Here is a 25,483-nt window from a genome sequence, read left to right as displayed (position 1 = left end):
AGTCTAGGGGAACTAGGCTGGCTGGCATGAATGTGACCCAGTCCGCTGCCGCCGTTGATCCAGCCACCCACCTTGCCCATGCGGGGGTTGAGGCGGCGCGCCTGTATCTCTGCACCGATGCCCGGAAAGATCGCGGCGATTTCGCGGACTTTGTGGCAGCTGCGTTTGCGGGTGGCGTGGACATCATTCAGCTGCGGGACAAGGGCATCGAGGCCGCTGAGGAACTCGAGCTCCTCGCGGTGCTGAAGGCCGCTGCAGTCCGCTTCGGCAAGCTCTGGGCCGTCAATGACCGGGCCGACATCGCTGTCCTCTCCGGCGCACCGGTTTTCCATATCGGCCAGAAAGACCTGCCCCTCGCCGCTGCCCGCACGCTGGTGAACGGAAACGCGGCTATTGGGCTATCCAGCCACACTCCTGCGCAGGTTGATGCGGCAGTCGCCGCAGCTGCCAGCCCTGCCGGGCTGGACTACTTCTGCGTGGGACCGGTCTGGGCCACGCCCACCAAACCTGGCCGGGCCGCCGTCGGCCTCGATTTGGTGCGCCACGCGGCCGCGACTGCCGGCTCCGTGCCGTGGTTCGCGATCGGCGGCGTGGACCAGGGCAATCTTGAGCAGGTGCTCGACGCCGGCGCGCGCCGAGTGGTGGTGGTCCGGGCCATCACGGAGGCCACAGATCCGACGGCCGCCGCCGCAGCCTTGCGCCAGGTCCTGGATTCCGCGCAGTAGCGTCCCACCTGCGCGTTCTCCCTGCTTCAAGCCGGAAAACCGGGTTACGCTGGGCAACGTGGCACATCAACGATTGACTCCACCGATCCACGCACCCGCAAACGCGCTCGAAGAAGCCCTCGCCGCGCTGCGAATTGAACTCGAGTTGCCCGGGGAATATCCCGCGGCAGCGGTTCAGGACGCTGAGGCTGCCGTGGCGGCGTTGCAGCTGCCAGCCCTGGACCTCACCGCCGTCGAGTTCCTCACCATCGATCCGGCCACGTCCACGGACCTCGACCAAGCCCTTTTCATCGAGCCCGACGGCGGCGGGTACCGCGTGCTGTACGCCATCGCCGATGTGCCTGCCTTCGTGACTCCTGGCGGCCCGCTCGATGCCGAAACGCGGCGCCGGGGGCAAACGTTTTACGCTCCGGATGGCCGGATTCCGCTCCATCCAGAGGTCATCAGCGAAGCGGCCGGCAGCCTCTTGCCGGATCAGGAATGCTCGGCGTTTGTCTGGGATTTCCGCCTCGACACCGACGCTGTCGTCGAGTCAGTAAGGGTGCAGCGAGCAACCATCCGGAGCCGCGCCAAGTTGAGTTACAGGGGGGTCCAGGCGGACCTCGACGCCGGCACGGCAGGTCCTGTCCTGGTCCTCCTGAAAGAGGTGGGAATCAAACGCGTGGAGCAGGAGCGCCAGCGCGGCGGCGCCAGCCTGAACATGCCAGAACAGGAAATTGTCCAGCTTCCCGACGGCGGCTACCAGATCGCCGCGGCATGGCAACTGCCTGTGGAGGACTGGAATGCCCAAATTTCCCTGATGACGGGGATGGCTGCTGCGCAGCTGATGATCACCGGCAAAATAGGGATTTTGCGGACCATGCCGGCACCGGATGAGAAGTCACTGAACCATTTCCGGATCCAGACGCAGGCCCTCGGCAAGCCATGGCAGGGAACCCTCAGCTATGGCGAATACCTGCGCACCCTCGACGCCACGGACCCCCGGCAGCTGGCCATCCTGCATTCGGCGGGCATGCTGTTCCGCGGCGCCGCTTACACGGCCTTCGACGGCGAAGCACCCGCCAACGTCATCCAATCAGCCATCGGCGCGGCCTACGCCCACACCACAGCACCTTTGCGCAGGTTGGTTGACCGGTTCGTGTTGGTGCTGTGTGAGGCCCTCAGCAACGGCAAGGACGTGCCCTCATGGGTGCGGGAGGCCCTGCCCAGCCTTCCGGAGATCATGTCGAGCTCCGATCAGTTGGCCAGCCGGATGGAGCGGATGGCCTTGGACACCGTTGAGGCCGCGCTGTTGGTCAACCACGTGGGCCAGGAGTTCGACGCGATTGTCATCGCCGGGTCCAAGCCCGCCAGGGACAACGGGTCCAGCGGCTCCAATGGATCGGGCACCGTGCAGATCGCCGAGCCCGCGGTGACGGCGCGCTGCGCTGGCGAGCTTGAGTCCGGAACCAAGGTACGGGTCCGCCTGGTCTCTGCCGATATCTCTACCCGGGAAGTCCACTTCGAACGCGTCCCTTAAAACCGGCCCGCGCCCCGCGATGCCCCTTGAGCAGGGATTGCGGGGCGGTACGGCTAGACTGAAGGGGTAGATATGGATGCCCGGTCGTTGATTTCCTTGATTTGAAACCAACAAGCCCGCCCCTACGCGATCTTGAGATACACCCGCTGGTCACCAGTGCCAGCAATAGATAGCCCGCGATCGGCTTCCACTGGAATTGCTTGCGCGCACCGAGCGTGCTCCGGAACGGCCCTGGCCGCCCCCGTTGAGCAGGCCGCGCCCTCGCCCAAATGAATAAGGAAACTCCCCGTGAGTGAATTGCACACGCACCAGCTTCTGACCGATGAGTCCGGTACCGAGACCATCGACCCGGAAGAGACCATCATCTCGGACGAAAAGCCGCACGAGATCGCCGAGAAGTCCTTTGCGGACCTCAACGTCCGCGCCGACATCGTCGAATCGCTGGCCGATGCCGGGATCACCCACCCGTTCCCCATCCAAGCCATGACGCTGCCCGTTGCCTTGGCCGGGCACGACATCATTGGCCAGGCCAAGACCGGCACCGGCAAGACCCTCGGCTTCGGCATCCCCGCGCTGCAGCGCGTGGTGGGCCGGGACGACGCCGGCTTCGACAAGCTCCCCGTCCCGGGCGCCCCGCAGGCACTGGTGATCGTTCCCACCCGTGAGCTCGCCGTTCAGGTTGCCGGCGACCTCGAAACCGCCTCACGCAAGCGCAACGCCCGCATCGCCACCATTTATGGTGGCCGCGCCTACGAGCCGCAGGTTGAAGCCCTCAAAAACGGCGTAGAGATCGTGGTGGGTACTCCCGGCCGCTTGATCGACCTGTACAAGCAAAAGCACCTGAGCCTGAAGAACGTCCGCATCGTCATCCTTGACGAAGCCGACGAAATGCTGGACCTGGGCTTCCTGCCGGACGTGGAAACCCTTATCGCCGGGACCCCCGCCGTTCGCCAAACCCTGCTTTTCTCGGCCACCATGCCTGGCCCGGTCATCGCGATGGCCCGCCGCTACATGACACAGCCCACCCACATCCGTGCGGCTGACCCGGACGATGAAGGCCTCACCAAGCGCGACATCCGCCAGCTGATCTACCGTGCCCACGCCATGGACAAGATCGAGGTGGTGGGCCGCATCCTGCAGGCCCGCGGCCGCGGCCGGACCATCATCTTCACCAAGACCAAGCGGACCGCCGCCAAGGTGTCCGAGGAACTCGTAGACCGCGGCTTCGCGGCCGCCGCCATCCACGGCGACTTGGGCCAGGGCGCACGCGAGCAGGCCCTGCGCGCGTTCCGGAACAACAAGGTGGACGTCCTGGTGGCCACCGACGTTGCAGCCCGTGGCATCGACGTCGACGATGTGACGCACGTGATCAACTACCAGTGCGTCGAGGACGAAAAGATCTACCTGCACCGTGTTGGCCGTACCGGCCGCGCCGGCAACAAGGGCACCGCCGTCACGTTCGTGGACTGGGATGACATGCCTCGCTGGGGCCTGATCAACAAGGCACTGGGCCTGAGCGTCCCCGAGCCGATCGAAACCTACTCGTCTTCACCCCACCTCTACTCGGACCTCGACATCCCCGAGGGCACGAAGGGCCGCCTCCCCCGCGACAAGCGCACTTTGGCCGGCGTCAACGCAGAGGTCCTCGAAGACCTTGGCGAAACGGGTAAGAAGAACGCCCGCGGTGGTCGGGAAGCAGGCCGCGACGGCGGACGTGAGGCCGGCGCCTCGGGTCGCACCGGTGGCTCTGGCCGCTCCGGCGGATCCGGACGCACCGGGGGTTCCAGCCGCTCAGCCGGCTCCAGCCGTTCAAATGACTCCAGCCGCTCGAACGATTCGGCCCGCACCGGCGACACCACCAGCGCAACCGAGACGGCTCCCGCCAACGAGGCGAGCCAAACCAGCGGCGACGGCCGCGAGCGGACCGGCCGCGGCCGTCCCGCCCGGGCCGGCAGCACCACCCGCAGCCGCACCAGCGACGCAGCACCCCGCTCCGGCGAGGACCGCCGTCGTACGTCCGATCCTGCTGCACCAGCGGACGGCGGGGCGGATTCCAACGCCGACCAGCCTGCGCGCGCCCGCCGAAGCCGCACCCGTACCCGCCGCCGCAACGGCGAAGTGGTAGCGGGCGGCGCGGATTCCAACGCGCCCGGCGCCGAGGCCTAACCTCCTCAATGACGGAAACAGCTTGGGCGCCGGACGGCGGCAATTTAGTGGTGCACGCGGAGAATGCCGCGTACCTGCCAACACTGCCGGACGGCGCCTTTACGCTGATCTACGTCGATCCGCCGTTCAACACCGGCCGTTCACAGCGGCGCCAGGAAACGAAAATGGTGGTGTCGGCGGAGGGCACCGGTGACCGGGTCGGTTTCAAGGGTCGGTCCTACGACACCATCAAGGGTGCCCTGCATAGCTACGACGATGCATTCAGCGACTACTGGGCGTTCCTGGAACCCCGTTTGCTGGAGGCGTGGCGCCTGCTTGCCGAGGACGGCACCCTCTACCTGCACCTGGACTACCGCGAGGTGCACTACGCCAAAGTAATGCTGGATTCGATCTTCGGGCGGGAGTGCTTCCTGAACGAGATCATCTGGGCGTACGACTATGGCGCCCGGGCCAAAACCCGCTGGCCCACCAAGCACGACAACATCCTTGTCTACGTCAAGAACCCGGCCAAGTACCATTTCGACAGCGCCGAGGTGGACCGTGAGCCGTACATGGCGCCGGGCCTGGTCACGCCCGCCAAGCGCGAACTGGGCAAGCTGCCCACGGACGTCTGGTGGCACACCATCGTCTCGCCCACGGGCAAGGAAAAGACCGGCTATCCCACGCAGAAACCGGAGGGCTTGATTCGCCGGGTGGTGGCCGCCTCAAGCCGGCCGGACGACTGGTGCCTGGACTTCTTTGCCGGCTCCGGAACGCTCGGCGCAGTGGCGGCGAAGTTGGGCCGGAAGTTCGTGTGCGTTGACCAGAACCAGCCGGCGATCGACATCATGACCAAGCGGTTGGGTGCGCACGCCACCTTCACGTCCTTCCCTCCCAACTAGCTAGCAGTTGTTGTCGTTTTGAGCGCTCAAAACGACAACAAGTGCGAGTCAGTTGGGGTGGGCCGGGAGAATCAGGGGCGCACGACGGCGGTCCCCGTACCTAGGGCTTCGATCCGGGCCAGGGCCTCGGGGCTCGTCACGTTCTCGCCCAACAGGTTGGGCTTGCCAGTGCCGTGATAATCCGAGGAGCCGGTGATGATCAGGTCATGCCCGGCAGCCAGCTCACGCAGGAATTTCCGGCCCACTTCCGGGTTGTCCCGGTGGTCGATTTCCACGCCCGCCAGGCCAGCATCAATCATCTCTGAGTAGGTCCGCTCCCCCACAATCCTGCCGCGGGCGGTAGCCACCGGATGCGCAAACACGGGCACACCACCGGCGGCGCGGACCAGGGCCACCGCGGTGGCAGGGTCCGGAGCATAGTGCGGGATGAAGTAGCGCGAGCGGGAGGTCAGGATGGAGGCGAAGGCCTCGGAGCGATCCGACACCACACCGGCAGCCACCAAGGCGTCGGCAATATGCGGGCGGCCCAAGGTAGCTCCCGGGGCCACATGATGGATTACATCGTCCCAAGTCAGCGGGTAGTCCTCGGCAAGCAGGCTCACCATCCGCTCGGCCCTGGTCAACCGGGCAGCGCGGGCCTTGCCGATCTCGTCCAGCAATCCGGGGTGCAGCGGATCGTGCAGGTAGCTCAACAGGTGGACGCTGATACCTTCTGACGTCTTGCAGGAAACTTCCATCCCGGGAACCAAGGCAACCCCGGTCACGGCGACGGCGGCCGAGGCTTCGGCCCAGCCCCCCGTGGAATCGTGGTCCGTCAGGGCCACGACGTCCAGCCCGGCCTGAGCGGCAGACGCCATCACGTCAGCGGGATTCTCGGTGCCGTCCGAGACATTGGAGTGGGCATGCAGGTCGATCCTCACCATCACACCCTAGTAGAACCAGCCAGCCGGGGCCGCTACCACCGCCAGATGTCCCGTTCGCGTCCCCGGGACGCTGGTGAGACGATAGTCCCGTGAACGTTGCCGATAACACCCAGAATTCTGCCTCCCAGCCGTTGGACGAGCGGGTCAACAACCGCTCGCAACGGCCCAGTTCGGACGCCTTCAAGGCCTTTATGGCCAGTAATTGGGCGCCCTCAAACCAGGAATTGCCGGCCCGCGATGCCGTGGCTGATTTCGCCGCAACCCGGCGAGCAGCAATTTCTGCCAAGTTCCCCGGCGAGCGTCTCGTCATCCCGGCGGGCCCGCTCAAGGTCCGTTCCAATGACTGTGACTACCGCTTCCGCCCGCACTCCGCCTTCGCGCACCTCACGGGCCTGGGCCTGGACCACGAGCCAGATGCTGTCCTGATCCTGGATCCGGTCGCAGAAGGAATGGGCGACGGCGGCGCGCACCACAGTGCCACGCTGTACTTCCGCCCTTTGGCTGGCCGGGACACCGAACAGTTCTACGCGGACTCCCGCTCTGGTGAATTCTGGATTGGCGCCCGCCCCACCCTTGCTGAGTTTGAGGCAAAGCTGGGCCTCCCCACCGCGCACATTGACGGCCTGGAAACGGCGATCACCAAGAACGTTGGCGCCACGGAAATCGGAGGCACGTCGGTCCGGCTGGTCCGCAAGGTGGACGAGAACATCGACGCCCTGGTGGACACCGTCAGGTACAACACGGCCAAGGACCCGGACACCCTGGACCTCGCCGTCCTCGACGCCCTCGACGAGAAGCTCAGCGAAGCGCTCTCCGAACTGCGCCTCATCAAGGACAGCTGGGAGATCGAGCAGATGGAAATCGCCGTGGCTGCCACGGTGGAAGGATTCGAGGAAGTCGTCAAGTCCCTCCCCCGCGCACTGACGCACGTCCGCGGCGAGCGCGTCATCGAAGGCGCCTTCTTTGCTCGCGCCCGCGAAGCCGGCAACGAGCTCGGCTACGACACCATCGCAGCGGCCGGCAACAACGCCACCGTGCTGCACTGGACCCGCAATACGGGCACCGTCTCAGCCGGGGAACTCCTGCTCCTTGACGCCGGTGTGGAGGCTGACTCGCTCTACACCGCCGACGTCACCCGGACGCTGCCGGTCAACGGCACCTTCAACGAGGTTCAGCGCAAGATCTACCAGGCGGTGCTGGACTCTGCGGATGCCGGTTTCGCTGCGGCCCAGCCAGGCACAAAGTTCCGGGACATCCACACCGCAGCCACCACCGTGCTGGCGGAGCGGCTCGACAGCTGGGGGCTGCTCCCCGTCAGCGTAGAGGAAGCCATCAGCCCCGAAGGCCAGCAGCACCGGCGCTGGATGCCGCACGGCACCAGCCACCACCTGGGACTGGACGTGCACGACTGCGCCCAGGCCAAGCGCGAACTGTACCTGGACGGCATCCTGGAAGAGGGCATGGTCTTCACCATTGAGCCTGGCCTCTACTTCAAGAGCGAAGACCTCGCTATCCCCGAGGAGTACCGCGGCATCGGCGTCCGGATCGAAGACGACATCCTGATGACCGCCAACGGCCCGGTCAACCTCAGCGCGGGCCTCCCCCGTGAGGCAACGGAGATCGAAGACTGGATGGCAGGCATTTTCCAGGCGGCCGACGCCGGCAAGTAGGACACACCGGCGTTACCCTAGGTGCCGGCACCAACCAGTGGCAGTCACCACCAGCCGACGGCCACCAACGCCCGCAGGCAACAAAAAAGCGGGGCGATCGGACTCATCCGACCGCCCCGCTTTTTGTTGCCCGTAGTTACTGAATCCTGTTACTGCCGATGCTCTTTTTCACGGTCTGCATCAGTCTGGTCAGCGTTCGGCTGGCTAGAGCCCTGCTGGTCTGTGCCGGGCTGAGTCGAGCCGGGCTGGCTGGCATCCGCATGGTTTGCACCCTGCTGCCGCGTAGGTGCCTGCTGCTGCGCCGACTGATCGGCGCCGGGGTCCGAAGCCTGAACCCGGACACCGTACTGTGGCCTGCCGTCCGGAAGGTCGGGGTAGGTCGTGGCCCGCACCGGTGCGGGGGCCTGCTGCTGCGCTCCGCCGTCGGGCGCACCACCTTGCGGCTGTTGACCCGGCTGCTGGCCATACTGCTGACCTGGCTGTTGTCCCTGCGGCGGCTGCCACTGCCCTTGCTGCTGGCCATAGCCCGGCTGTTGGGCCTGGTCCTGCGGCTGCTGCTGCGTGGGCGGCTGCTGGCCGTAGGGATCTGCCCAACCGGACGGCCGCGCCGGGCCTTGCCCTGGCTGCTGGTACGGCGGGTTCTGCTGGCCCGGCTGCTGGTACGGCGGGTTCTGCTGGCCCGGCTGCTGGTAAGGCTGGTTCTGGTACTGAGGGTAGGCGCCATGCTGGGCTGCCGCATCGGAGGGAGTCATGGGCAGCTGCTGAAGCAGGCGCCGAGCATCGTGGGATACCTCGGTGGCCACAATGACGTCGTAGCTGGTGGCCACCACCTGGCTGGTGGAGGTGAAGTCCCGCTTGCCGCGCTGGGCGGCGTACGTAACAATGCCGAAGAGCATGAAGAAGGCGGCACCCATCAACACCGAGGTCAGGATGGAAAAGTACCCGCCGGTGGGCGAAAAGAAGGAGAGCATGACGCCCACAAACAGGCCGAACCACATGCCGCTCAGCGCCCCGGACAACGCCACGCGCGGGTAGCTCAGGCGGCCGGTCACCCGCTCCACCATTTTCAACTCGTTGCCCACAATCGAGACCATCTGGACCGGGAACTGCTGGTCGGCCAGGTAGTCCACAGCCTTTTGTGCATCGAGGTAGGAGGTGTAGGAACCGATGGTATCGCCGGTGGGGACGGACCGGGTCTGGTCCAACCCGCTGGGCCCACCCGCTTTAGGAGCACCAAAAATGTTTGCCATACTCCCTATTCTTGCCCATCAGCATGTGTGCTGCCTGTAAATTCAGCTAAAAGAGAGCAGACTCGGTAGCCTGTACGGGTGAGTACAACAACTACCCGCGTCTTCGTCGCGCGCCTGCTGGGACTGGACGTCTTTGACCCGCTGGGCGACCGGCTGGGCCGATTACGTGACGTTGTGGTGCTTGCCCGCGGCTCTGGCGGGGCTCCGCACGTCGTAGGTATCGTGGTGGAAGTTCCTGGCAAGAAGCGCGTGTTCGTGCCCATGACTCGAATCACCTCGATCGACCAGACCCAGGTAATCTGCACGGGATTGGTAAACCTGCGCCGCTTCGAGCAGCGCGGCGCCGAGACACTGGTCGCCGCCGAAATGTTTGATCGCCGCGTCACCCTGCAAGACGGCAGCGGCGACGCCACCATCGAAGACATCGCCATGGACCAATACCGCTCCCGCGACTGGTTCGTGAGCAAACTCTTCGTCCGCCGCGGCCACTCGCTATCGCCGTTGAGCCGGCTACGCCGCAATGAAACCTTGATCATCGACTGGGCAGACGCCCTGCAGGGTGCCCGTACTGAGCCACAGGCTGCCACCCAGTTCGTTGCCAACCATGAGGATCTCAAACCGGCTGACTTCGCAGAAGCCCTGCAGGAAATGAGCGACAAGCGACGCTTTGAAGTAGCCAGTGAATTGCAGGACGAACGCCTCGCTGACGTCCTGCAGGAACTGCCGGAAGATGACCAAGTCGAGATCCTCTCCGCCCTGGACGTGCAACGGGCCGCGGACGTGCTTGAGGAAATGGACCCGGACGACGCCGCGGACCTCCTCGGCGAACTGCCCTCGGCACAAGCCGAACAGCTCCTGCAACTGATGGAGCCAGAGGGCGCCGAGGACGTCCGTCGCTTGCTTGAATACGACGAGGACACTGCGGGCGGCTTGATGACGCCGGTCCCCGTGATCCTGCCGCCGGAGGCCACGGTTGCCGAAGCCCTGGCCCACGTCCGACGCGAGGAGCTCTCCCCTGCCCTGGCGTCGTCCATCTTCATTGCCCGTCCTCCGCTGGAGACTCCTACCGGCCGGTTCCTCGGCGTGGTCCACATCCAGCAGCTTCTCCGCTTCCCGCCCTATGAGCCGCTGGGCAACCTGGTGGACAAGAATCTCGAACCCCTCTCAGACCAAGCGCACATCAGCGAAGTGGCCCGCACCCTGGCCACCTATAACCTCAACTCCCTCCCTGTGGTCAACGACGCTGGCCGGCTTGTGGGGGCGGTGACTGTTGATGACGTCCTGGATCACATGTTGCCTGACGATTGGCGTGCCAATGATGGCGATGCCCCAATAAGGAAGCTCGGTGGCCGGGTTGGCTGACAACAGTGCTCCCAAGAACGTAAACCAGCGAAACACCGGCAAGGGCTCGGGCAAAAACGGTGGCAAAGGCAGCCTGGATACACCGTTGAGTGGCAGGCAGCGGATTCTGCCCAAGTTCTCCCCAAACCCTGACGCGTTCGGTCACGCCACCGAAGGTTTTGCCCGGTTCATGGGAACACCCACGTTCCTGGTCTACATGACCATCTTCTGCATCTTCTGGCTGGCCTGGAACACCTGGGCACCCGTTGACTGGCAGTTCGATTCACGCGAACTGGGCTTCACCCTGCTGACCCTGATGCTGTCCTTGCAAGCCTCCTATGCGGCGCCGCTGCTGCTGCTCGCCCAAAACCGACAGGACGACCGGGACCGTGTCAGCCTGCAGCAGGACCGCCAGCGCGCCGAGCGGAATCTCTCCGAGACCGAGTACCTGACCCGGGAACTTGCCTCCCTGCGCATTGCGCTCCGTGAGGTGGCCACCCGCGACTACGTCCGGGCAGAGCTCCGGACACTGCTCGAGGACATGTTGGAGGCCCAGGAAGAACTGCGCCACCACAATTCAACAGACCCTGACAGCACCGAGAGTCCCCGTGAAAAAGTCAAGGAGAAGCTGAAGGAGAAGCGGCAACGGAATCCGCGGACCCAGCAGATCCCCAAGGTTAAACCCAGCCAACCAGGGCAGGAACGCTAGCCCATGGACGTTGACCTTCCCAGCGATGCCCCGCTGGTCACCGCAGTCCAGCGCGCCCTGGCCACAGTGATTGATCCGGAATTACGCCGCCCCATTACCGAGCTCGGCATGGTGGACTCGGTCCGCGTGTCAGGTTCGGGTCAGGTGGATCTGACGGTGCTGCTGACCATTGCCGGCTGCCCACTGCGGGACACCATCACCGCTGACTCGCGAACCGCGCTGCTGGCAGTCCCTGGCGTGACCGCCGTCGACGTTTCCCTGCACGTCATGAACCAGGACCAGCGCGATGCGCTGAAGGAGAAGCTCCGGGGTTCTGGCCCGCAGCGCGTCATCCCCTTCAACCAGCCCGATTCCCTCACCAAGGTCTTCGCAGTGGCCAGCGGCAAGGGCGGGGTGGGCAAGTCATCGGTCACCGTCAACCTGGCCGCCACGCTGGCCGCTCAGGGGCTGCGGGTTGGGATCGTAGACGCGGACGTCTACGGCTTCTCCGTGCCGGGCCTGATGGGGATCACGCAGACCCCCACACGCGTGGACGACATGATCCTGCCGCCGGTTGCCTATGGCGTGAAGGTCATCTCCATCGGCATGTTCGTCAGCGGCAACCAGCCGGTGGCCTGGCGCGGGCCCATGTTGCACCGCGCGCTGGAACAATTCCTCACCGATGTGTACTTCGGCGACCTCGATGCGCTTTTCCTCGATCTCCCGCCTGGCACCGGTGACATCGCCATCTCGGTGGCCCAGTTGCTGCCTTCGGCCGAAATTCTGGTGGTCACCACCCCGCAGGCGGCGGCGGCGGACGTCGCAGAGCGGGCCGGTGCCATTGCCACGCAGACGGGGCAGAAGGTGGCCGGGGTCATCGAAAACATGTCCTACCTGGAGATGCCCGACGGCGGCCGGATGGAATTGTTCGGCCGCGGCGGTGGCGAGGTCCTGGCGCAGCGCCTGAGCAGCACTGTGGGGTCAGCGGTGCCCTTGCTGGGCCAGATCCCCCTCGACATTGGACTCCGCGAGGGAGGCGATGCCGGGGTGCCGATCGTCATTGGTCAGCCGGAAACACCTGCCGCGAAGTCGTTGGCTGGCATTGCAAGCGCATTGGCAGCCAAACCCCGTGGGCTGGCCGGCCTGAACCTGGGCCTACAGCCGCGCTAGCTGAACTCCGCTGACGGCAGCCCTGACTGGACCAGCTGACAGGACCCTGATCAGTGTCGCTATGTGGCCTCGGAGTCGAACGGCGCCAGCTCACCCTCGGCCAGCGACTCAATGATGCGTTGGGGCGCCGGAGAGGCAACAGCGGCAGCACCAGCTACGGCAGCTACAGCGGCGGGGGCGCCAGCGCTCATGGGCTTGGTGTCGTCATCCAGAAGGGCTTCTTTGATGATGCGGCGGGGATCGTACTGGCGCGGATCGTACTTCTTCCAGTCAACCTCGTCGATGTCGATGCCGACTTCGTCCTTGATCTGCTCGCGGGCACCGGAGGCCATCCGCCGGACTTCCTTCACGAGGTTCGCCAGCTTCTGGGTGTATTCCGGCAGGCGCTTGGGACCAATCACCAAGATGCCGATGATCAGCAGAAGAAAAAACTCCGGGCCGTTGATTCCAAACACGTTAGGAAGATTACCCTCTCCGGGCTACCAGCGGCGACTCCCACGCGTCCTGGTGGGAACTGCCCGCATTACTGGGTCAAAAGGGTGACAATCCTGCTCAGTCCCCGATGCAGCCTGTTGGCCAAGGACTCTTCCGCCACAGTACCCGACGCTGGCGCTGCCGCGGACACGCCAACTACTGGCCCGTCGTCCATGGTGGACAGGATGGGTCCGGCGTCGTCAGCCTGGTCAGCGGGGAGGTTGGATTCGTACGTGAACGTGCGCCCCTCCGACCAGTAGGTAGCGGTCCAGGGCGAGGTGGCCTGCACCCGGCTGCCGGCACCGTCGCCTGAACCGGCACGAGCCGTGCCAAGGAGACCTGCGGGGTGTTCCTCGGTGACCAGCGCGTAATGGACGCCGTCAGTCAGTCGCAACTCCACCGCGGGCTGACCGTTGATGGTCACAGCAGTGGCAGACTCCAACTGGAATCCGAGGGATGTCAGCTCGGGGCAGGCCCACCCATCGGCCCGTAGGGCACTGAGCTGCTGGCTGGTCAGCACCTTGCCGTCGGCGGGCAGCTGGCTGGAAGCATCAGCAACATGGTTCAGCGGGGTAGCTGCTGCGGGGCCGGCAACGGCGAACGCGCTGACGGCGAGCACCCCGGCGGCCACCACCGTGCCACCCGCGGTCATGACGGCGGCGCGGGTGAAAATACCAGCCGACGATTCTTCCGGGCGGGCAGGACTCGGGGACATGCCGCTGCGGAAGTCCAGAGACGCATCCGCTGGACGCTCCGCGGAGCACGCCAACAAGCGCGACGTCAGGTCGCGGCTGGCTGGCGGAATAGACGCATCACGGAGCCGCTCAAGGTACTGGCGTTCCCGGCGCAGATCTGCAGCACAGTCACTGCAGTCGGCGAGGTGGGCTGCTGTCCGCTGGTGTCGGGTGCCAAAAAGGTTACGGTGCCTCATCTGCCGATCAGTGGATGCCGGCGATGCGCGGCAGGGATAGCTTCCGGCGGGCCTGTTGCGGCCGCGGATCCCGGTGGGCCAGCTTCTCTCGGAGCATGGTGCGGCCCCGATGGATGCGGGAGCGCACAGTGCCGAGCTTGACGTTCAACGCCGCTGCCACCTCGTCGTAGGACAGACCCTCCAGGTCGCAAAGGACGACGGCGGCACGGAAGTCCGGCGGCAACTCTTCCAGGGCAGCCTGAACGTCCAGGTCGAGGTTGTTGAATTCGAAGCTCTGCTCCGGGCCGGGCTCCCGGCCGGGCAGCCGGGACTCGGCGTCGTCCGCCAACGCGTCGAACCGGATACGGGTTTTACGCCGGGCCTGGTCCAGGAACAGGTTGGTGGTGATGCGGTGCAACCAGCCATCCAAGGTTCCGGGCTTGAAGTTTTCCAGCGACCGGAAGACGCGGACAAAGACCTCTTGGGTGAGGTCCTCGGCGTCGAACTTGTTGCCGGTGAGCCGGTAGGCAAGGCGGTAGACCTTGGCAGAGTGGTTGGTCACCACTTCTTCCCAAGTGGGACGAACCCATTCGGTGTCAGGCTGGATCATTGCAGGGACAGGTGTCACAACTGGTGATGACATCGTCCACTCCCCTCGTGGAATTGCTAACGCCCGGATACTGTTGACATCTCTGATTCGGCGCCGGACACGTATTGGATGACCGGATATTTATTGTTTCAAACTTGGCTGGGAATTTGCTGGTGGCAAAGCCACTTCAGCCGTGGGCACAATGGCCACGAATCGGCGCTGGACAGGGTGAACACAGTAGGCTGTAGAGGATATTTCTCCCGCCCGCGCAGAAAGCGAAGTCCATGAGCGCCGACAAGTCCACCAGCTGGTCCTACGCAGAAGATCTGCCCGCTGAGGATGAGGTCATGTTGCGCGCCAGGGAGCGCTCGTTCGAACTGGGCGTCACCCCCATTGGGCCCGGCGTCGGCGCTGTGCTCACCGTCCTGGCTGCGGCTTCCAAGGCCCAGACCGCCGTCGAAATCGGCACTGGCGCTGGCGTCTCCGGCGTTTGCCTACTCCGCGGCCTCGGCCCACAGGCCGTGCTGACCACCATCGACGTCGACGTGGAGCACCTGCGCGCTGCCCGGGAAGCCTTCGCTGAGGCAGGCAGCCCGGCCAACCGCACCCGCACCATCTCCGGCCGGGCTGGCGACGTTTTGCCCCGACTCAACGATGGCGCCTACGACCTGGTCTTCATCGATGCCGACAAGGCCGGCACTCCCCGCTACGTGGAGCAGGGCATCCGTTTGCTCAAGCGCGCCGGCATCCTGATTATCAACGACGCCCTAGACAAGGACAAGGTGGCCAATCCTGCTGGCCGCGAGCCTAACACCGTCGCAATGCGCCAGATCGGCAAGGCAATCCGCGACGACGAGCGGCTCGCCTCCGCCATGCTCCCCACCGGCGATGGCCTGCTGGTAGCCGTCAAGAAATAGAAAAGGTCCGCAGCCGTGGTGGCTGCGGACCTTTTCCTGGAACTGCTTCCTAGCCGGTAACGCCGGCCAAGCATTCCTTCAGGTTGGCTGCTTCGGCAGCGTTCAATTCAACTACCAGGCGCCCGCCGCCTTCGAGCGGGACGCGCATGATCAAGCTTCTACCCTCTTTGGTGACTTCCATCGGGCCGTCGCCGGTACGTGGTTTCATAGCCGCCATGTGGAATTTCCCCTTTATTCTGTCCCAGGACTGAACAGCCCGGACGGGCTGTGTCCGCATGTGAATCCTGTCGCGCTGCCAAGGCGTCTCAACCCGGGCAACTCCGTGCGTCTTCTGAATGCGTTGTCCTTCTTACCTACTATTATCCCGAAACTACCCGACTGTAGCTAATCGATGGACATTTGCTTCCCGCGCGGAAAGCCCTCTCCGCCAGCGGCGATGACGTTCTGGCTAGGGCGGGTAATCGCCGCCGCCGGGCAGCTGGGCCCAGGCCCACAGCCAGACAATCCAGACAATCTGCAGTAACAGGAACATGAAAACCACCGTGCCCCGAAACGCCCGCGACTTCGAGCCCAGCGCCGCGCCCAAGGCCAACGGAAACAAGGGCAGCAACATCCGGAACGTGCTGGTTTGCGGGTGCAGGAACATGACCAGGTAGCCGAGGTAGCACGCGCACCACAGCCGAAGTTCGACGCCGAGGCGCACCACCGGGGGCAGGTACAGCACTGCGGCAAAGACCGCAACGAAAACGAACGGCGCTACAACTCCCAGCACCGGCCCGAACAGGCTGATCCCCGTGTCGAACCACGGCTTGAAGACCACCAGATCGTGGCCCCGCCACACGGTTTCGGTGCGGGTGTACGCCTGGATGTCGCCAGTGGCCGCCCACGCGGCAGCAGGCCAGGCCAGCGCTGACAGGCCGGCGACGGCGGTCAGGCCGGTCAGCCTGGTGAGCTGACCCCGGGTGTGGAGTTCCGGCGTCGTGCGTTCGGCAGGAGGACGGCGAAGGTAGGCGACCAGTCGGTAGAGCCAGAGCAGACCCAGCATGGCAGCAAACGGGACCCCCACCGGCCGGGAAAGGCACATCAGCACCACCACGGGCATGGCCCACAGATACTGCCGACGCACCACCAGGAGCAGCGCGGCAGCCAGCAGCAGCAAGTTCAAGGGCTCGGCGTAAGGGACCTGCAGGATGGCCGAGATGGGGAAGGTGGCCACGAACGCCACACCCCAGAGAGACCCTGCGGGGCCGGCTTTCAGCCGGAACAGCTGATAGATCAACAGCGCCGCGCCCCAACCGGACGCCATAGCAATGATGGTCAGCGCAGCGGCCGGGGCCATCCCCGTCAGCGTGCTGAGCCCACCGGCCAAGGCGGGAAAGAGCGGATAGAACGCCCAAGCGTTCTCCTGCACGTTGCCCGCCGCATCCGTGGGCAGCACGCTGGGGTAGCCGTTGGACACCACTTCGCCGTACCAGCGCGCGTCCCAGATGCTGATGAAGTTCCAGTAGTCAGGGCTCGCCGGGAACCACGGATTAACACCTTGGTGCAGCGCGGCGGCCATAAAAATGCAGGCGCTCACCAGCCGGGCGGCGAGGTAAATCGCGGAAACCTGCGCCCACCAGGGCCATCGCTGCGCTGCGCCGCCGGCCCGGGCTGCGAGCGACTGGGCAGCTGTCAGGAACCCTTGGGAGCGAATGGTGGTACTCACGTGGCCTTCTGGGGTGGCGCGTCCGTGGCCTGGGTTCCGGCCGGGGTGCCTACTGTCTGGGTGACGCTCGCTGCCTGGCTCCCAGCCAACTCAGCGCGCAGCGACGCCAGCTCAAGGTCTCGGGTGGCCAGCTGATCGCGAAGGTCGTCGAGGACCTGGTCCACCTGGTCCATCCGGTACCCGCGCAGGCCCAGGCCGAAGCGGATCCGGTCCACATCCGCCGGGACCGCAGCCTCGGGCAACAGGACCGGCGGCAAGTTGGCGACGGGTTGTCCAAACCCCTCCTCCAACCGGCCGAGAGCCGAGCCCGGCGCAGCACTTCGACCTCGCTGGCCCAGGGTCGCCCAGAGGACGGCACCCACCAGCACGATGGCAAGGAAAACCAGAAGAAAGCTCACCCGTCCATGGTGCCAGATCCGGGCCGTCCACTACTCCGGGCGCTGTTCGCCGTTCCCGCTGGGAGTTACGGCCCGGTGCAGGACCCTGTCCACCGCTTCAGCAGGGTCGTCAACAACCTGAATCAAGTCCAGGTCCTTTTCAGAGACCATGCCCTCCGCCACCAGGGTGCCCCGGATCCAGTCGACCATGGGCGTCCAGAAATCGACGCCGAGCAGCACGATCGGGAACATGGTCACCTTGCGCGTCTGGACCAGGACCATTGCCTCGAAAAGTTCATCGAGGGTGCCCAGACCACCGGGCAGCACAATGAAACCCTGTGCGTACTTGACGAACATGGTCTTCCGGGCAAAGAAATAGCGGAAGTTGATGCCCAGGTCCACCCACTGGTTTAAGCCCTGTTCGAACGGCAACTCAATACCGAGGCCCACTGAGACGCCGTTACCTTCAACCGCGCCACGGTTTGCCGCTTCCATGGAGCCGGGTCCCCCACCGGTGATGACGGCCACGCCCGCTTCAGCGAGTTTGCGGCCCACTTCGACGCTCATCTCGTAGTAGGGCGTGCCGGGCTTAGTCCTGGCCGAACCGAAAACGCTGACCGCTTGGCCGATGTCGGCGAGCGCGCCGAAGCCCTCCACGAACTCACTTTGGATCCTGAGCACCCGCCACGGGTCGGAGTGCACAAACTGCCCTGCGCCGGTGGTATCCAGCAGATGCTGGTCCGACATGTCGACGGACGCCTGGTTGCGTCGAAGCTCGAGGGGGCCCTTGCGGCGGGGCTGAGAATTCCTGGTGGGATCTGCGTTGATGCTCATTGACCAAGGCTAACGTCACCCGGGAGGTATCTCTTGAATCACGATCCGCGCCAAGTTGGCGTGATTCGCGTCATAACCGCCGGTTGTTCGCTAGATTCCTACTATGACTACTCAAGTGCCCGGCGATTCCCTCGTCTCCCTGACGGCCGTCAACAAGCATTACGGCCAACTGCACGTACTCAAGGACATCAACCTGCACGTCCGCAAGGGCGAGGTGGTGGTGGTCATCGGACCCTCCGGTTCCGGTAAGTCCACGCTCTGCCGTGCGATCAACCGTCTGGAGACCATTGAGGCAGGCTCCATCACGATTGATGGCAAAGTGCTCCCCGCAGAAGGCAAGGATCTTGCCCAGCTGCGGGCCGACGTCGGAATGGTGTTCCAGTCCTTCAACCTGTTCGCCCACAAGACCATCCTGGAAAACGTCACCCTGGGACCCATCAAGGTCAAGGGCGTGGCCAAGGCCACGGCCGACAAGGATGCCATGGCACTGCTGGAACGGGTTGGCGTGGGGCATCAGGCGCCCAAGCTGCCCGCCCAGCTTTCCGGTGGGCAGCAGCAGCGTGTTGCGATTGCGCGTGCGCTGGCCATGAAGCCAAAGGTGATGCTCTTCGATGAGCCCACCTCGGCCCTTGACCCGGAAATGATCAACGAGGTCCTCGATGTCATGGTCCAACTGGCCAAGGAGGGCATGACCATGATCGTGGTAACCCACGAGATGGGCTTCGCCCGGAAGGCCGCCGACCGTGTGGTCTTCATGGCGGATGGCCAGATCGTTGAGGACGCTACGCCGGAGGAGTTCTTCACCAACCCCAAGAGCGACCGCGCCAAGGACTTCCTGTCCAAGCTGCTCACCCACTGATTCAGCACACACCTCCAACTCGCATCCAGGCCGTAACCCACGGCCATCAATGAAAGGAATGTCATGACGACATTTTTGACCCGGCGGAAGTCATTCTTTGTGGCAGCTACCGCTGCCCTGGCCCTCTCGCTCTCTGCCTGTGGCGGCAGCGGAACCGGCACCACCAGCGATCCCACCGTGGCTGACAAGCCCTCGTTTGCCGCTGGCACCACCATGGAGAAGTTGTCCTCGGCCGGCACCATCAAAATTGGTACCAAGTTCGACCAGCCGCTGTTTGGCCAGGTGGGCCTTGACGGCAAGCCGATCGGTTTCGACGTGGAAATGGGTAAGCTGATTGCCGCCAAGCTGGGTATCGCCGCGGACAAGATCGAGTGGAAAGAGACTGTTTCCGCCAACCGCGAAGGCTTCATCGAACAGGGCGAGGTTGACCTGGTCATCGCCACCTACACCATCAATGACAAGCGCAAAGACCGCGTCAGCTTCGCCGGCCCATACTACGAAGCCGGCCAAGCGCTGATGATCAACAAGGACGACGACTCCATCAAGACCCCTGAGGACGTCAAGGGCAAGAAGGTCTGCTCCGTCACCGGCTCCACCCCGGCCGCCACCATTGTGGACAAGTACGGCGCTGAACTTGTCCCCGCTGCCACCTACTCCGCCTGCCTGGAGCCGCTGCGCAACAAGCAGGTTGTCGCCATCACCACCGACAACGTGATCCTTGCCGGCTTGGTGGACAAGGAGCCGGACGCCTTCAAGCTGGCCTCGGACGAAACCTTCACCAAGGAGCCCTACGGCATCGGCCTGAAGAAGGACGACACCGCCTTCCGCGGCTGGATCAACGATCAGCTGGAGGAGTTCAGCAAGGACGGGTCCTACAAGAAGGCCTGGGAAGCAACAGCAGGCTCGGTCATCAAGACCGCTCCTGAGCTGCCAACCCTGAACCGCTACTAAATAGACGACGTCGGTGGCAGGGGTGCGCTGATGCGCACCCCTGTTACCGTGCCTCCCTTTCCGCCTACGCCCAGAGCCGAAGGATCCTATGGACGTCATCATCGAAAACCTCCCCCTGTACTGGGAAGGATTCCTGCGCACACTGTTTCTCTCTGTCGTTTCAGGTGTCTTCGCCCTAGTACTCGGCACCCTCCTCGCGGCCGCCAGGGTTTCCCCCGTCGCAGCACTTCGCGGCTTCAGTACCGTCTACGTTGAGGTGCTCCGCAACACCCCACTGACTATTGCCTTCTTCTTCGCCGCGATCGTCCTGCCCCGACTGGGCGTACGATTCGAACAGTTCGAAGTTGCGGCCATCATCGCCCTCAGCGCCTACACCGCAGCGTTCATCGCCGAAGCTGTCCGCTCCGGTGTCAACAGCGTTCCCGTGGGCCAGGCCGAGGCTGCCCGCAGCATCGGCATGAACTTCGGCCAGGTCCTGAGCCTGATCGTGCTCCCCCAGGCACTCAGGACGGTGATCCCGCCGTTGATCAACATCCTGATTGCCTTGGTGAAGAACTCGTCCGTTGCCGGCGCGTTCTTTGTCCTCGAACTGTTTGGCTACGGCCGCCAGTTGGCCAACGCCAACGGTGACCAGGTAACCACTGTCCTGCTCGGAGTCGCCTTCTTCTACCTGCTCATTACCATTCCGCTGGGCGTCGTGGCCAGCACCGTTGAACGAAAGGTGGCGATCGCCCGATGAGTTCAGTCCTTTATGACGTTCCTGGCCCCAAGGCCCGGCGCATCTCACTGATCGCCTCTATTGCCGGTGCGGTGCTCATTCTGGGCCTGCTGGCCTGGGTGGTCATGACCCTTGCCAGCCAAGGTATTTTCGAAGCGCGGCGCTGGGCCATCTTCGGCCGCGCAGACGTCTGGACCTTGCTGGCCAATGGTCTCGGCGCCACCCTGTCAGCCGCAGCACTTGCGGCAGTCATCGCCTTCCCGCTGGGCCTCATCCTATGCTTGCTCCGCATCTCGTTGGTGCCGTGGATCAGGATCCCCACCCGGGTTGTCCTCGAGTTCCTTCGGGGTATGCCGGTGGTACTGATGATGCTGTTCGTTCTTTTGGTTTTCGCCACGGGGTCATTCCTGGCCGTGGTGGCGGCGCTGGTGCTCTACAACGCAGCAATTTTCGCGGAGATCATCCGCGCCGGTATCCAGTCCCTCCCCAAGGGGCAACGCGAAGCGGGCCTTGCTATCGGCCTGACCAGCTTCAAATCGCGGATGCTGATCGAACTTCCGCAGGCCGTCCGGCGCATGATGCCTTCCCTGGTGGCCCAGCTGGTGGTCCTCCTCAAGGACACCTCCCTGGGGTACATCGTGGCGTACGGCGAGTTGCTTCGAGCCGTTCAGGTGATGGCGGACTTCCTGGGTCCCGCTTACCTGTTCCCCATCTTCTTCGTGGCTGCAGCCATCTACATCGCCATCAACATCGCGGTGTCGCGGCTTGCCGTGTGGATTGAACGGCGCGGATCCAAGAAAGCCGCTGGCGGTATGGCCAAGGCAAACATTGCCACGGCTGTCCCCACTGCGAAATAGCTCTACCGTTTTCTGACCAACCAAAAGGCCATGATCGGCTGCTGTACTGCAGCCGCCGATCATGGCCTTTTGTGTGCGTGGCGTTTCTCCCGCCCAGCTCGCTCCGCACTTCAGCCGAGTCGGATCATGACCTTTGACGATCCCGACGCCCGGTCGGCGGCGAGCTCAAAGCCATGGACAGCATCAGCAAGGGACACCTCGTGGGTCATCAGCGGGGAAACGTCCACACCCGCGGCCATCAGCTCCAGGGCCGTGGAGATCTCGTCAACGAAGCGGTAGGAGCCCCGGTAGTCGATTTCGCGCGTCACGATGTTCCCCAAAGCTGCCGAGACTTCGCCGACCGGTAGGTTCCCCACCTGGACCAGCACGCCTCCGCGGCGGACAGCCGCGATCACGCCGCCCAGCGCGCGCGGCGCACCGGAGGCCTCGATGGCCACATCCACGTCGGTCGGCAGGACTCCGCCGTCGGCCGGGTTCACTGTCTGGTCGGCTCCCATTCGGCGGGCGATGTCCAACGCCGCAACTGACAGGTCCGCCGCCACCACGTGGGCGGCTCCGGCCGCCTTGGCCGCTGCCACGGCGAGGGCACCGATGGGCCCGCAGCCGTTGACCAGGACGGTGCGCCCGGCAACGTCGCCGGCACGGTTGAGTGCATGCAACGCGACGCCGAACGGCTCAGCCAAAGCTGCGGCTTTCAGGTCCACGCCAGCCGGCACCACCCTAAGCTGGTCGGGACGGACAGTGCGGAAGCGGCTGAATCCGCCCTGCTCGTGCGGCGCAAACGCTGCAGAACCGAAGTACCTGACCTCTGGCCAGAGGTTGGTCCGGCTGGCTGTTTCCGCGGGCATCCGGTGCTCACCCACCAACGTTGCCGGGTGAATGGTGACCGGGGTCCCCAGCGAGATGCCCTGGGCGGCGAGCGCCGCCGTCGTGCCTTCGCCGATGCCTGCTACCCGGCCAGAGACCTCATGACCGAGCACCAGCGGATCCCGCAGGACAGCGGTTCCCGAGGCCCCGTGCTTCCAGTAGGAGATGTCCGAGCCGCAGATGCCGCCCCACTCCATGGCGACCAATACCTCGGTGGGGCCACAGGTGGGTTCTGCGATGTCGTCGACCCTGAGATCGCCCTTGCCGTACACCACGACAGCTTTCATGTGTTGCTCCGCTCCACGCCTTGCGGCGATTAGTGCCGACTAGAAGAGGTTGATCAAACCCATGCCGCCCACGAAGAAGACCGCGGCGGCGCTGAGAATCAGCATCACCGTGAAGGCTTTTCCGTCCTTGACGCGGGGATCCGTCTGCACCCGGGAGAGGTAGATCGTGGCGGCGGCAACACCCATCAGGAAGATGGCGTTGAGGATGCCTGCCAGGACCACCAGCGCAAGGGGCGAGGAAACGACAGTGCCGAAGAGTCCCCAGACGATGGGCAGGACGATCATGATGACCCGCATCCACCGGTCGCGCTGCTTTTGGTTGCTCCAGTCGAACGCACCGAAGACGGCCAGTGTGTTCCCCACCTGGCGACCCAAGCTCGGCACGTTGGCGATGATGGTCTTGAAGAGCGCCACGCCGGCACCAATGAGGAACGCCGCAGCACCCCACTGTCCCCAGGTGCTGGAGAAGATGCTGGCGATGGTGGACATGACCTCATCACCCTTGGGAACCAGGCCCTGCGGGTGCAGGACGGCAGCGCCGAGCATGTAGAAAGCAGCGGTGGACACGGTGTAGACAACCCACGAAACCCAGGCGTCAAGTTTCATGACGGCGATCCAGCCGCGGGCACGGTTGGTCCACTCCTGCGAACCGTCGTTCTTACCGGTCCAGGCCGCGTAGCCCTTCTCGACGCACCAGTACGTGTAGGCGGTGATCTCGCCGGCGCCCACACCGGTCAGGCCGAACATGGACAACGCGATACCCATGGAGCCAAGCGCAATCTGGAAACGCATGCCCTCACCCAGGTCCGCCAGGTTCCAGCTGAACTCGGTGCCTTGCAGGGAAAAGAGCATGATCACGGCGAAAGCGGTCACCAAGAAGACCAGCAGCGTTGAGATGCCCTCTACCACGGTGTAGCGGTTGGTCAGGTGGATCGCGATGGCGATGACCACCAGGATGGCCACCCAGCAGCCGATGGACAGCACGGAGTACGGCTCACCGCCAAACGGCAGCAGCGAGGAGAACGCAAACGCGGCTGCACTGACCACGCCGGCCTGGCTGGTCAGGAACTGGACGAACATCAGCAGGACCAGCCACGCCATCCAGCCGCGCTTGGCGATCTTTGGCGGGACTTCGTTGTAGCCGGTGACGGCCACCTTGCCGGTGGAGATGGCCCAGCGGCCCAGTTCGATCTGTACCCAGACCTTGATGAAGGTGGATACCAGGACCAACCACAGGAGCATGAATCCGGCCTGGGCGCCCAGGGTGGTGGCGGTCAGGAGCTCACCCGAGCCCACCACCGCCGCGGACGTGATCATCCCAGGACCAAGGAACTTGAAGCGACCTCGCCACGTTGTGGGCGGTTCTTGAATGTCTTTCGGATCTAGCGCGTAAGGATCTGCGATGTCGCTCGTGGCGTGCACCGGTCATGGAATGGTTGATGACATGGGAGTCCTAGGAAACAAGCTGGCTGCACCAGCCGAAAGTGAAGGCTCACGCGGCACACGCACCGGGTTCGGGCACCTCCTCAGCGAGACACCCTTGAAGCCTTCGTCATTCTAGTCGATTTTGGCAACTTTTGACAACCGATTGCCAAAGCGTGCGCCATGTCGCCACTCCTGGAGGCCTGATGCTCTAGTTCAGCCAGGTCCGCAGGGCACGGAGGCACTCGCGGATCGCCTCGGCGTCCACGTGCTCGTCGTCCTTGTGCGCCAACAGCGGGTCCCCGGGGCCAAAATTCACCGCGGGAATGCCTAGTTCGCTGAAACGGGCGACGTCGGTCCAGCCGTATTTCGGCTTGGGTTCGGCTCCTACGGCGGCCACGAAGGAGGCGGCAGCTGGGTGATGCAGTCCCGGCCGTGCGCCCGCGGCAGCATCGGTGCGCACCACCTCGAAGCCAGCCAGTAGCTCGCGGACCACAGCCTCGGCCTGGTCAGGGGTCTTGTCCGGAGCGAATCGATAGTTGATCTCCACCACGCAGAGGTCCGGGATCACATTTCCGGCAGTTCCGCCCTTAATCTTCACAGCGTTGAGGCTTTCCCGGTAATCCAGGCCGTCCACGGTGACCGTCTCCGGTTCGTAGCTGGCCAGCCGCGCCAGAATCGGTGCGGCCGCGTGAATGGCATTGCTGCCCATCCAGGCCCGGGCGGAATGGGCTGCCTCTCCTACTGTGGTGGCTTCGAAGCGGCTGGTGCCGTTGCAGCCGCCTTCTACCGTTCCATGGGTGGGTTCGAGCAGGATGGCGAAATCACCGTCAAGGAGATCCCCGTGGTTTCGCACCAGGCGACCCAACCCGCTTTTCACTGCTTCGACTTCCTCATGGTCGTAGAAAACGAACGTGACGTCCTTACTGGGCTCGGCGCCGTCGTCGAACATGGTGGCAGCCAGCGCCAGCTGGACAGCAACGCCGCCCTTCATATCGGTGGCGCCGCGACCGTACAGCAGCCCCTCCCCCGGAACGCCGGAGACCCAGGTGGAGGGCACGGTGCCCCGCGCACCCTCAGTGGTGGGCAGCGGGACCGTATCCAGGTGGCCCGCCAGGATGACGCGCTCGGAGCGGCCCAGGCTGGTCCGGGCAATGAGGGAATCGCCGTCCCGCACCAGCTCCAGTTGCGGAATCGCGCGCAACGCGACTTCAACGGCATCGGCGAGTTCGGCCTCATTGGCGGAGACGCTGTTGATGTCCATGATGGCCGCCGTCAGCAAGGCAACATCTTGGCGGAGGTCAAGGGGGGCAGTGTTCTGGGCAGTCACGTTGCCAGTCTAGTTCGAGTCCTGTGCACGCCTCTCGATAGACTGAAGGC

Annotated in this window: 25 protein-coding genes; 13 read left to right on the top strand and 12 right to left on the bottom strand. The window is 64.4% G+C overall.

The window, feature by feature from the left end; translation table 11 throughout:
- The first annotated feature begins 26 nt into the window (after positions 1-26).
- The 4 genes from thiE to PSET11_RS09325 all read left to right on the top strand — a co-directional run bounded on the left by thiE (position 27) and on the right by PSET11_RS09325 (position 5,291).
- Positions 27-725: a thiamine phosphate synthase gene (thiE, locus tag PSET11_RS09340; protein ID WP_124091828.1), complete on the top strand. Its 699-nt coding sequence runs from the start codon at positions 27-29 to the stop codon at positions 723-725.
- A 58-nt stretch (positions 726-783) separates the two neighbouring features.
- Positions 784-2,244 (top strand): RNB domain-containing ribonuclease, encoded by a 1,461-nt coding sequence (locus PSET11_RS09335; protein ID WP_124091827.1) that lies wholly within the window; start codon positions 784-786, stop codon positions 2,242-2,244.
- A 288-nt stretch (positions 2,245-2,532) separates the two neighbouring features.
- Positions 2,533-4,410, top strand: coding sequence for a DEAD/DEAH box helicase (locus tag PSET11_RS09330; protein ID WP_124091826.1), 1,878 nt, complete (start codon positions 2,533-2,535; stop codon positions 4,408-4,410).
- A gap of 8 nt (positions 4,411-4,418) precedes the next feature.
- Positions 4,419-5,291, top strand: coding sequence for a DNA-methyltransferase (locus PSET11_RS09325; protein WP_124091825.1), 873 nt, complete (start codon positions 4,419-4,421; stop codon positions 5,289-5,291).
- Positions 5,292-5,362: 71 nt separating this feature from the next.
- Here the strand turns inward: PSET11_RS09325 and PSET11_RS09320 are convergent, their stop codons facing one another.
- The gene (locus PSET11_RS09320; protein WP_124091848.1) at positions 5,363-6,211 is read right to left on the bottom strand and encodes a PHP domain-containing protein; all 849 of its coding nucleotides are present in this window, start codon (positions 6,209-6,211) and stop codon (positions 5,363-5,365) included.
- Positions 6,212-6,303: 92 nt separating this feature from the next.
- On the opposite strand from PSET11_RS09320, the gene PSET11_RS09315 reads away from it, so the two are divergent.
- On the top strand, positions 6,304-7,884 hold the full coding sequence (locus PSET11_RS09315) for an aminopeptidase P family protein (RefSeq protein WP_124091824.1): 1,581 nt from the start codon (positions 6,304-6,306) through the stop codon (positions 7,882-7,884).
- Positions 7,885-8,033: 149 nt separating this feature from the next.
- Here PSET11_RS09315 and PSET11_RS09310 read toward each other — a convergent pair whose 3' ends face one another.
- Positions 8,034-9,134, bottom strand: a complete 1,101-nt coding sequence (locus tag PSET11_RS09310) for a YflT domain-containing protein (RefSeq protein WP_238989093.1) — start codon at positions 9,132-9,134, stop codon at positions 8,034-8,036.
- A 78-nt stretch (positions 9,135-9,212) separates the two neighbouring features.
- On the opposite strand from PSET11_RS09310, the gene PSET11_RS09305 reads away from it, so the two are divergent.
- The 3 genes from PSET11_RS09305 to PSET11_RS09295 are packed head-to-tail and all read left to right on the top strand — an operon-like array spanning position 9,213 to position 12,333.
- Positions 9,213-10,496, top strand: coding sequence for a magnesium transporter MgtE N-terminal domain-containing protein (locus PSET11_RS09305; RefSeq protein WP_124091823.1), 1,284 nt, complete (start codon positions 9,213-9,215; stop codon positions 10,494-10,496).
- Positions 10,480-11,184: a DUF1003 domain-containing protein gene (locus PSET11_RS09300; protein WP_124091822.1), complete on the top strand. Its 705-nt coding sequence runs from the start codon at positions 10,480-10,482 to the stop codon at positions 11,182-11,184. Before PSET11_RS09305 ends, PSET11_RS09300 begins: the two co-directional genes overlap by 17 nt.
- Positions 11,185-11,187: 3 nt before the next feature.
- Positions 11,188-12,333, top strand: a complete 1,146-nt coding sequence (locus PSET11_RS09295) for an Mrp/NBP35 family ATP-binding protein (protein ID WP_124091821.1) — start codon at positions 11,188-11,190, stop codon at positions 12,331-12,333.
- Positions 12,334-12,392: 59 nt separating this feature from the next.
- On the opposite strand, the gene PSET11_RS09290 is transcribed toward PSET11_RS09295, so the two are convergent.
- From PSET11_RS09290 to sigE, 3 genes are all read right to left on the bottom strand, one after another.
- Complete coding sequence (locus PSET11_RS09290) at positions 12,393-12,788, bottom strand: twin-arginine translocase TatA/TatE family subunit (protein ID WP_124091820.1); 396 nt, start codon at positions 12,786-12,788, stop codon at positions 12,393-12,395.
- A gap of 68 nt (positions 12,789-12,856) precedes the next feature.
- Positions 12,857-13,738, bottom strand: a complete 882-nt coding sequence (locus PSET11_RS09285; protein ID WP_124091819.1) for an anti-sigma factor — start codon at positions 13,736-13,738, stop codon at positions 12,857-12,859.
- A gap of 7 nt (positions 13,739-13,745) precedes the next feature.
- On the bottom strand, positions 13,746-14,360 hold the full coding sequence (gene sigE / locus PSET11_RS09280) for an RNA polymerase sigma factor SigE (RefSeq protein WP_124091818.1): 615 nt from the start codon (positions 14,358-14,360) through the stop codon (positions 13,746-13,748).
- Between the two features lie 230 nt (positions 14,361-14,590).
- On the opposite strand from sigE, the gene PSET11_RS09275 reads away from it, so the two are divergent.
- The gene (locus PSET11_RS09275) at positions 14,591-15,223 is read left to right on the top strand and encodes an O-methyltransferase (RefSeq protein WP_124091817.1); all 633 of its coding nucleotides are present in this window, start codon (positions 14,591-14,593) and stop codon (positions 15,221-15,223) included.
- 49 nt (positions 15,224-15,272) lie between these two features.
- On the opposite strand, the gene PSET11_RS09270 is transcribed toward PSET11_RS09275, so the two are convergent.
- From PSET11_RS09270 to PSET11_RS09255, 4 genes are all read right to left on the bottom strand, one after another.
- Positions 15,273-15,440 carry a DUF3117 domain-containing protein gene (locus PSET11_RS09270; protein ID WP_124091816.1) on the bottom strand — a complete coding sequence of 56 codons (168 nt, stop codon included), beginning with the start codon at positions 15,438-15,440 and terminating at the stop codon, positions 15,273-15,275.
- 231 nt (positions 15,441-15,671) lie between these two features.
- On the bottom strand, positions 15,672-16,931 hold the full coding sequence (locus tag PSET11_RS09265; protein ID WP_124091815.1) for a hypothetical protein: 1,260 nt from the start codon (positions 16,929-16,931) through the stop codon (positions 15,672-15,674).
- Positions 16,928-17,329: a DivIVA domain-containing protein gene (locus PSET11_RS09260; RefSeq protein WP_124091814.1), complete on the bottom strand. Its 402-nt coding sequence runs from the start codon at positions 17,327-17,329 to the stop codon at positions 16,928-16,930. Before PSET11_RS09260 ends, PSET11_RS09265 begins: the two co-directional genes overlap by 4 nt.
- A 30-nt stretch (positions 17,330-17,359) precedes the next feature.
- On the bottom strand, positions 17,360-18,142 hold the full coding sequence (locus PSET11_RS09255) for an LOG family protein (protein WP_124091813.1): 783 nt from the start codon (positions 18,140-18,142) through the stop codon (positions 17,360-17,362).
- Between the two features lie 103 nt (positions 18,143-18,245).
- On the opposite strand from PSET11_RS09255, the gene PSET11_RS09250 reads away from it, so the two are divergent.
- From PSET11_RS09250 to PSET11_RS09235, 4 genes are all read left to right on the top strand, one after another.
- Positions 18,246-19,001, top strand: a complete 756-nt coding sequence (locus PSET11_RS09250; protein ID WP_124091812.1) for an amino acid ABC transporter ATP-binding protein — start codon at positions 18,246-18,248, stop codon at positions 18,999-19,001.
- A gap of 63 nt (positions 19,002-19,064) precedes the next feature.
- A complete protein-coding gene (locus PSET11_RS09245; RefSeq protein ID WP_124091811.1) occupies positions 19,065-19,952 on the top strand; it encodes a glutamate ABC transporter substrate-binding protein in 888 nt (295 codons plus the stop codon).
- An 88-nt stretch (positions 19,953-20,040) separates the two neighbouring features.
- Entirely contained in the window at positions 20,041-20,691 is a 651-nt protein-coding gene (locus tag PSET11_RS09240; RefSeq protein WP_124091810.1) for an amino acid ABC transporter permease, read from the top strand.
- A complete protein-coding gene (locus PSET11_RS09235; RefSeq protein WP_124091809.1) occupies positions 20,688-21,527 on the top strand; it encodes an amino acid ABC transporter permease in 840 nt (279 codons plus the stop codon). The genes PSET11_RS09240 and PSET11_RS09235 overlap by 4 nt, the downstream gene beginning before the upstream one ends.
- A 110-nt stretch (positions 21,528-21,637) precedes the next feature.
- Here PSET11_RS09235 and PSET11_RS09230 read toward each other — a convergent pair whose 3' ends face one another.
- The 3 genes from PSET11_RS09230 to dapE form a co-directional block, all read right to left on the bottom strand.
- Complete coding sequence (locus PSET11_RS09230) at positions 21,638-22,681, bottom strand: L-idonate 5-dehydrogenase (RefSeq protein WP_124091808.1); 1,044 nt, start codon at positions 22,679-22,681, stop codon at positions 21,638-21,640.
- 39 nt (positions 22,682-22,720) lie between these two features.
- Positions 22,721-23,998, bottom strand: coding sequence for an Nramp family divalent metal transporter (locus PSET11_RS09225; RefSeq protein ID WP_124091807.1), 1,278 nt, complete (start codon positions 23,996-23,998; stop codon positions 22,721-22,723).
- A gap of 316 nt (positions 23,999-24,314) precedes the next feature.
- Positions 24,315-25,433 (bottom strand): succinyl-diaminopimelate desuccinylase, encoded by a 1,119-nt coding sequence (gene dapE / locus PSET11_RS09220; RefSeq protein WP_124091806.1) that lies wholly within the window; start codon positions 25,431-25,433, stop codon positions 24,315-24,317.
- Between the last annotated feature and the right edge of the window lie 50 nt (positions 25,434-25,483).

Origin of the sequence: Arthrobacter ulcerisalmonis, from assembly GCF_900609065.1 — a bacterium.
GTDB lineage: Bacteria > Actinomycetota > Actinomycetes > Actinomycetales > Micrococcaceae > Arthrobacter > Arthrobacter ulcerisalmonis.
Note: the sequence above shows the minus strand (reverse complement) of the source record. Positions and strands in the feature narration are given on the sequence as shown.

What these genes read in the sequence shown, in the direction of transcription:
- PSET11_RS09240 (WP_124091810.1), top strand. Translation starts at nt 20,041, where the DNA reads ATGGACGTCATCATCGAAAACCTCCCCCTGTACTGGGAAGGATTCCTG.
- thiE (WP_124091828.1), top strand. Translation starts at nt 27, where the DNA reads ATGAATGTGACCCAGTCCGCTGCCGCCGTTGATCCAGCCACCCACCTT.
- PSET11_RS09245 (WP_124091811.1), top strand. Translation starts at nt 19,065, where the DNA reads ATGACGACATTTTTGACCCGGCGGAAGTCATTCTTTGTGGCAGCTACC.
- PSET11_RS09270 (WP_124091816.1), bottom strand. Translation starts at nt 15,440, where the DNA reads ATGGCGGCTATGAAACCACGTACCGGCGACGGCCCGATGGAAGTCACC.
- PSET11_RS09275 (WP_124091817.1), top strand. Translation starts at nt 14,591, where the DNA reads ATGAGCGCCGACAAGTCCACCAGCTGGTCCTACGCAGAAGATCTGCCC.
- sigE (WP_124091818.1), bottom strand. Translation starts at nt 14,360, where the DNA reads ATGTCATCACCAGTTGTGACACCTGTCCCTGCAATGATCCAGCCTGAC.
- PSET11_RS09255 (WP_124091813.1), bottom strand. Translation starts at nt 18,142, where the DNA reads ATGAGCATCAACGCAGATCCCACCAGGAATTCTCAGCCCCGCCGCAAG.
- PSET11_RS09250 (WP_124091812.1), top strand. Translation starts at nt 18,246, where the DNA reads ATGACTACTCAAGTGCCCGGCGATTCCCTCGTCTCCCTGACGGCCGTC.
- PSET11_RS09310 (WP_238989093.1), bottom strand. Translation starts at nt 9,134, where the DNA reads ATGGCAAACATTTTTGGTGCTCCTAAAGCGGGTGGGCCCAGCGGGTTG.
- PSET11_RS09295 (WP_124091821.1), top strand. Translation starts at nt 11,188, where the DNA reads ATGGACGTTGACCTTCCCAGCGATGCCCCGCTGGTCACCGCAGTCCAG.
- PSET11_RS09225 (WP_124091807.1), bottom strand. Translation starts at nt 23,998, where the DNA reads ATGATCACGTCCGCGGCGGTGGTGGGCTCGGGTGAGCTCCTGACCGCC.
- PSET11_RS09325 (WP_124091825.1), top strand. Translation starts at nt 4,419, where the DNA reads ATGACGGAAACAGCTTGGGCGCCGGACGGCGGCAATTTAGTGGTGCAC.
- PSET11_RS09285 (WP_124091819.1), bottom strand. Translation starts at nt 13,738, where the DNA reads ATGAGGCACCGTAACCTTTTTGGCACCCGACACCAGCGGACAGCAGCC.
- PSET11_RS09235 (WP_124091809.1), top strand. Translation starts at nt 20,688, where the DNA reads ATGAGTTCAGTCCTTTATGACGTTCCTGGCCCCAAGGCCCGGCGCATC.
- PSET11_RS09230 (WP_124091808.1), bottom strand. Translation starts at nt 22,681, where the DNA reads ATGAAAGCTGTCGTGGTGTACGGCAAGGGCGATCTCAGGGTCGACGAC.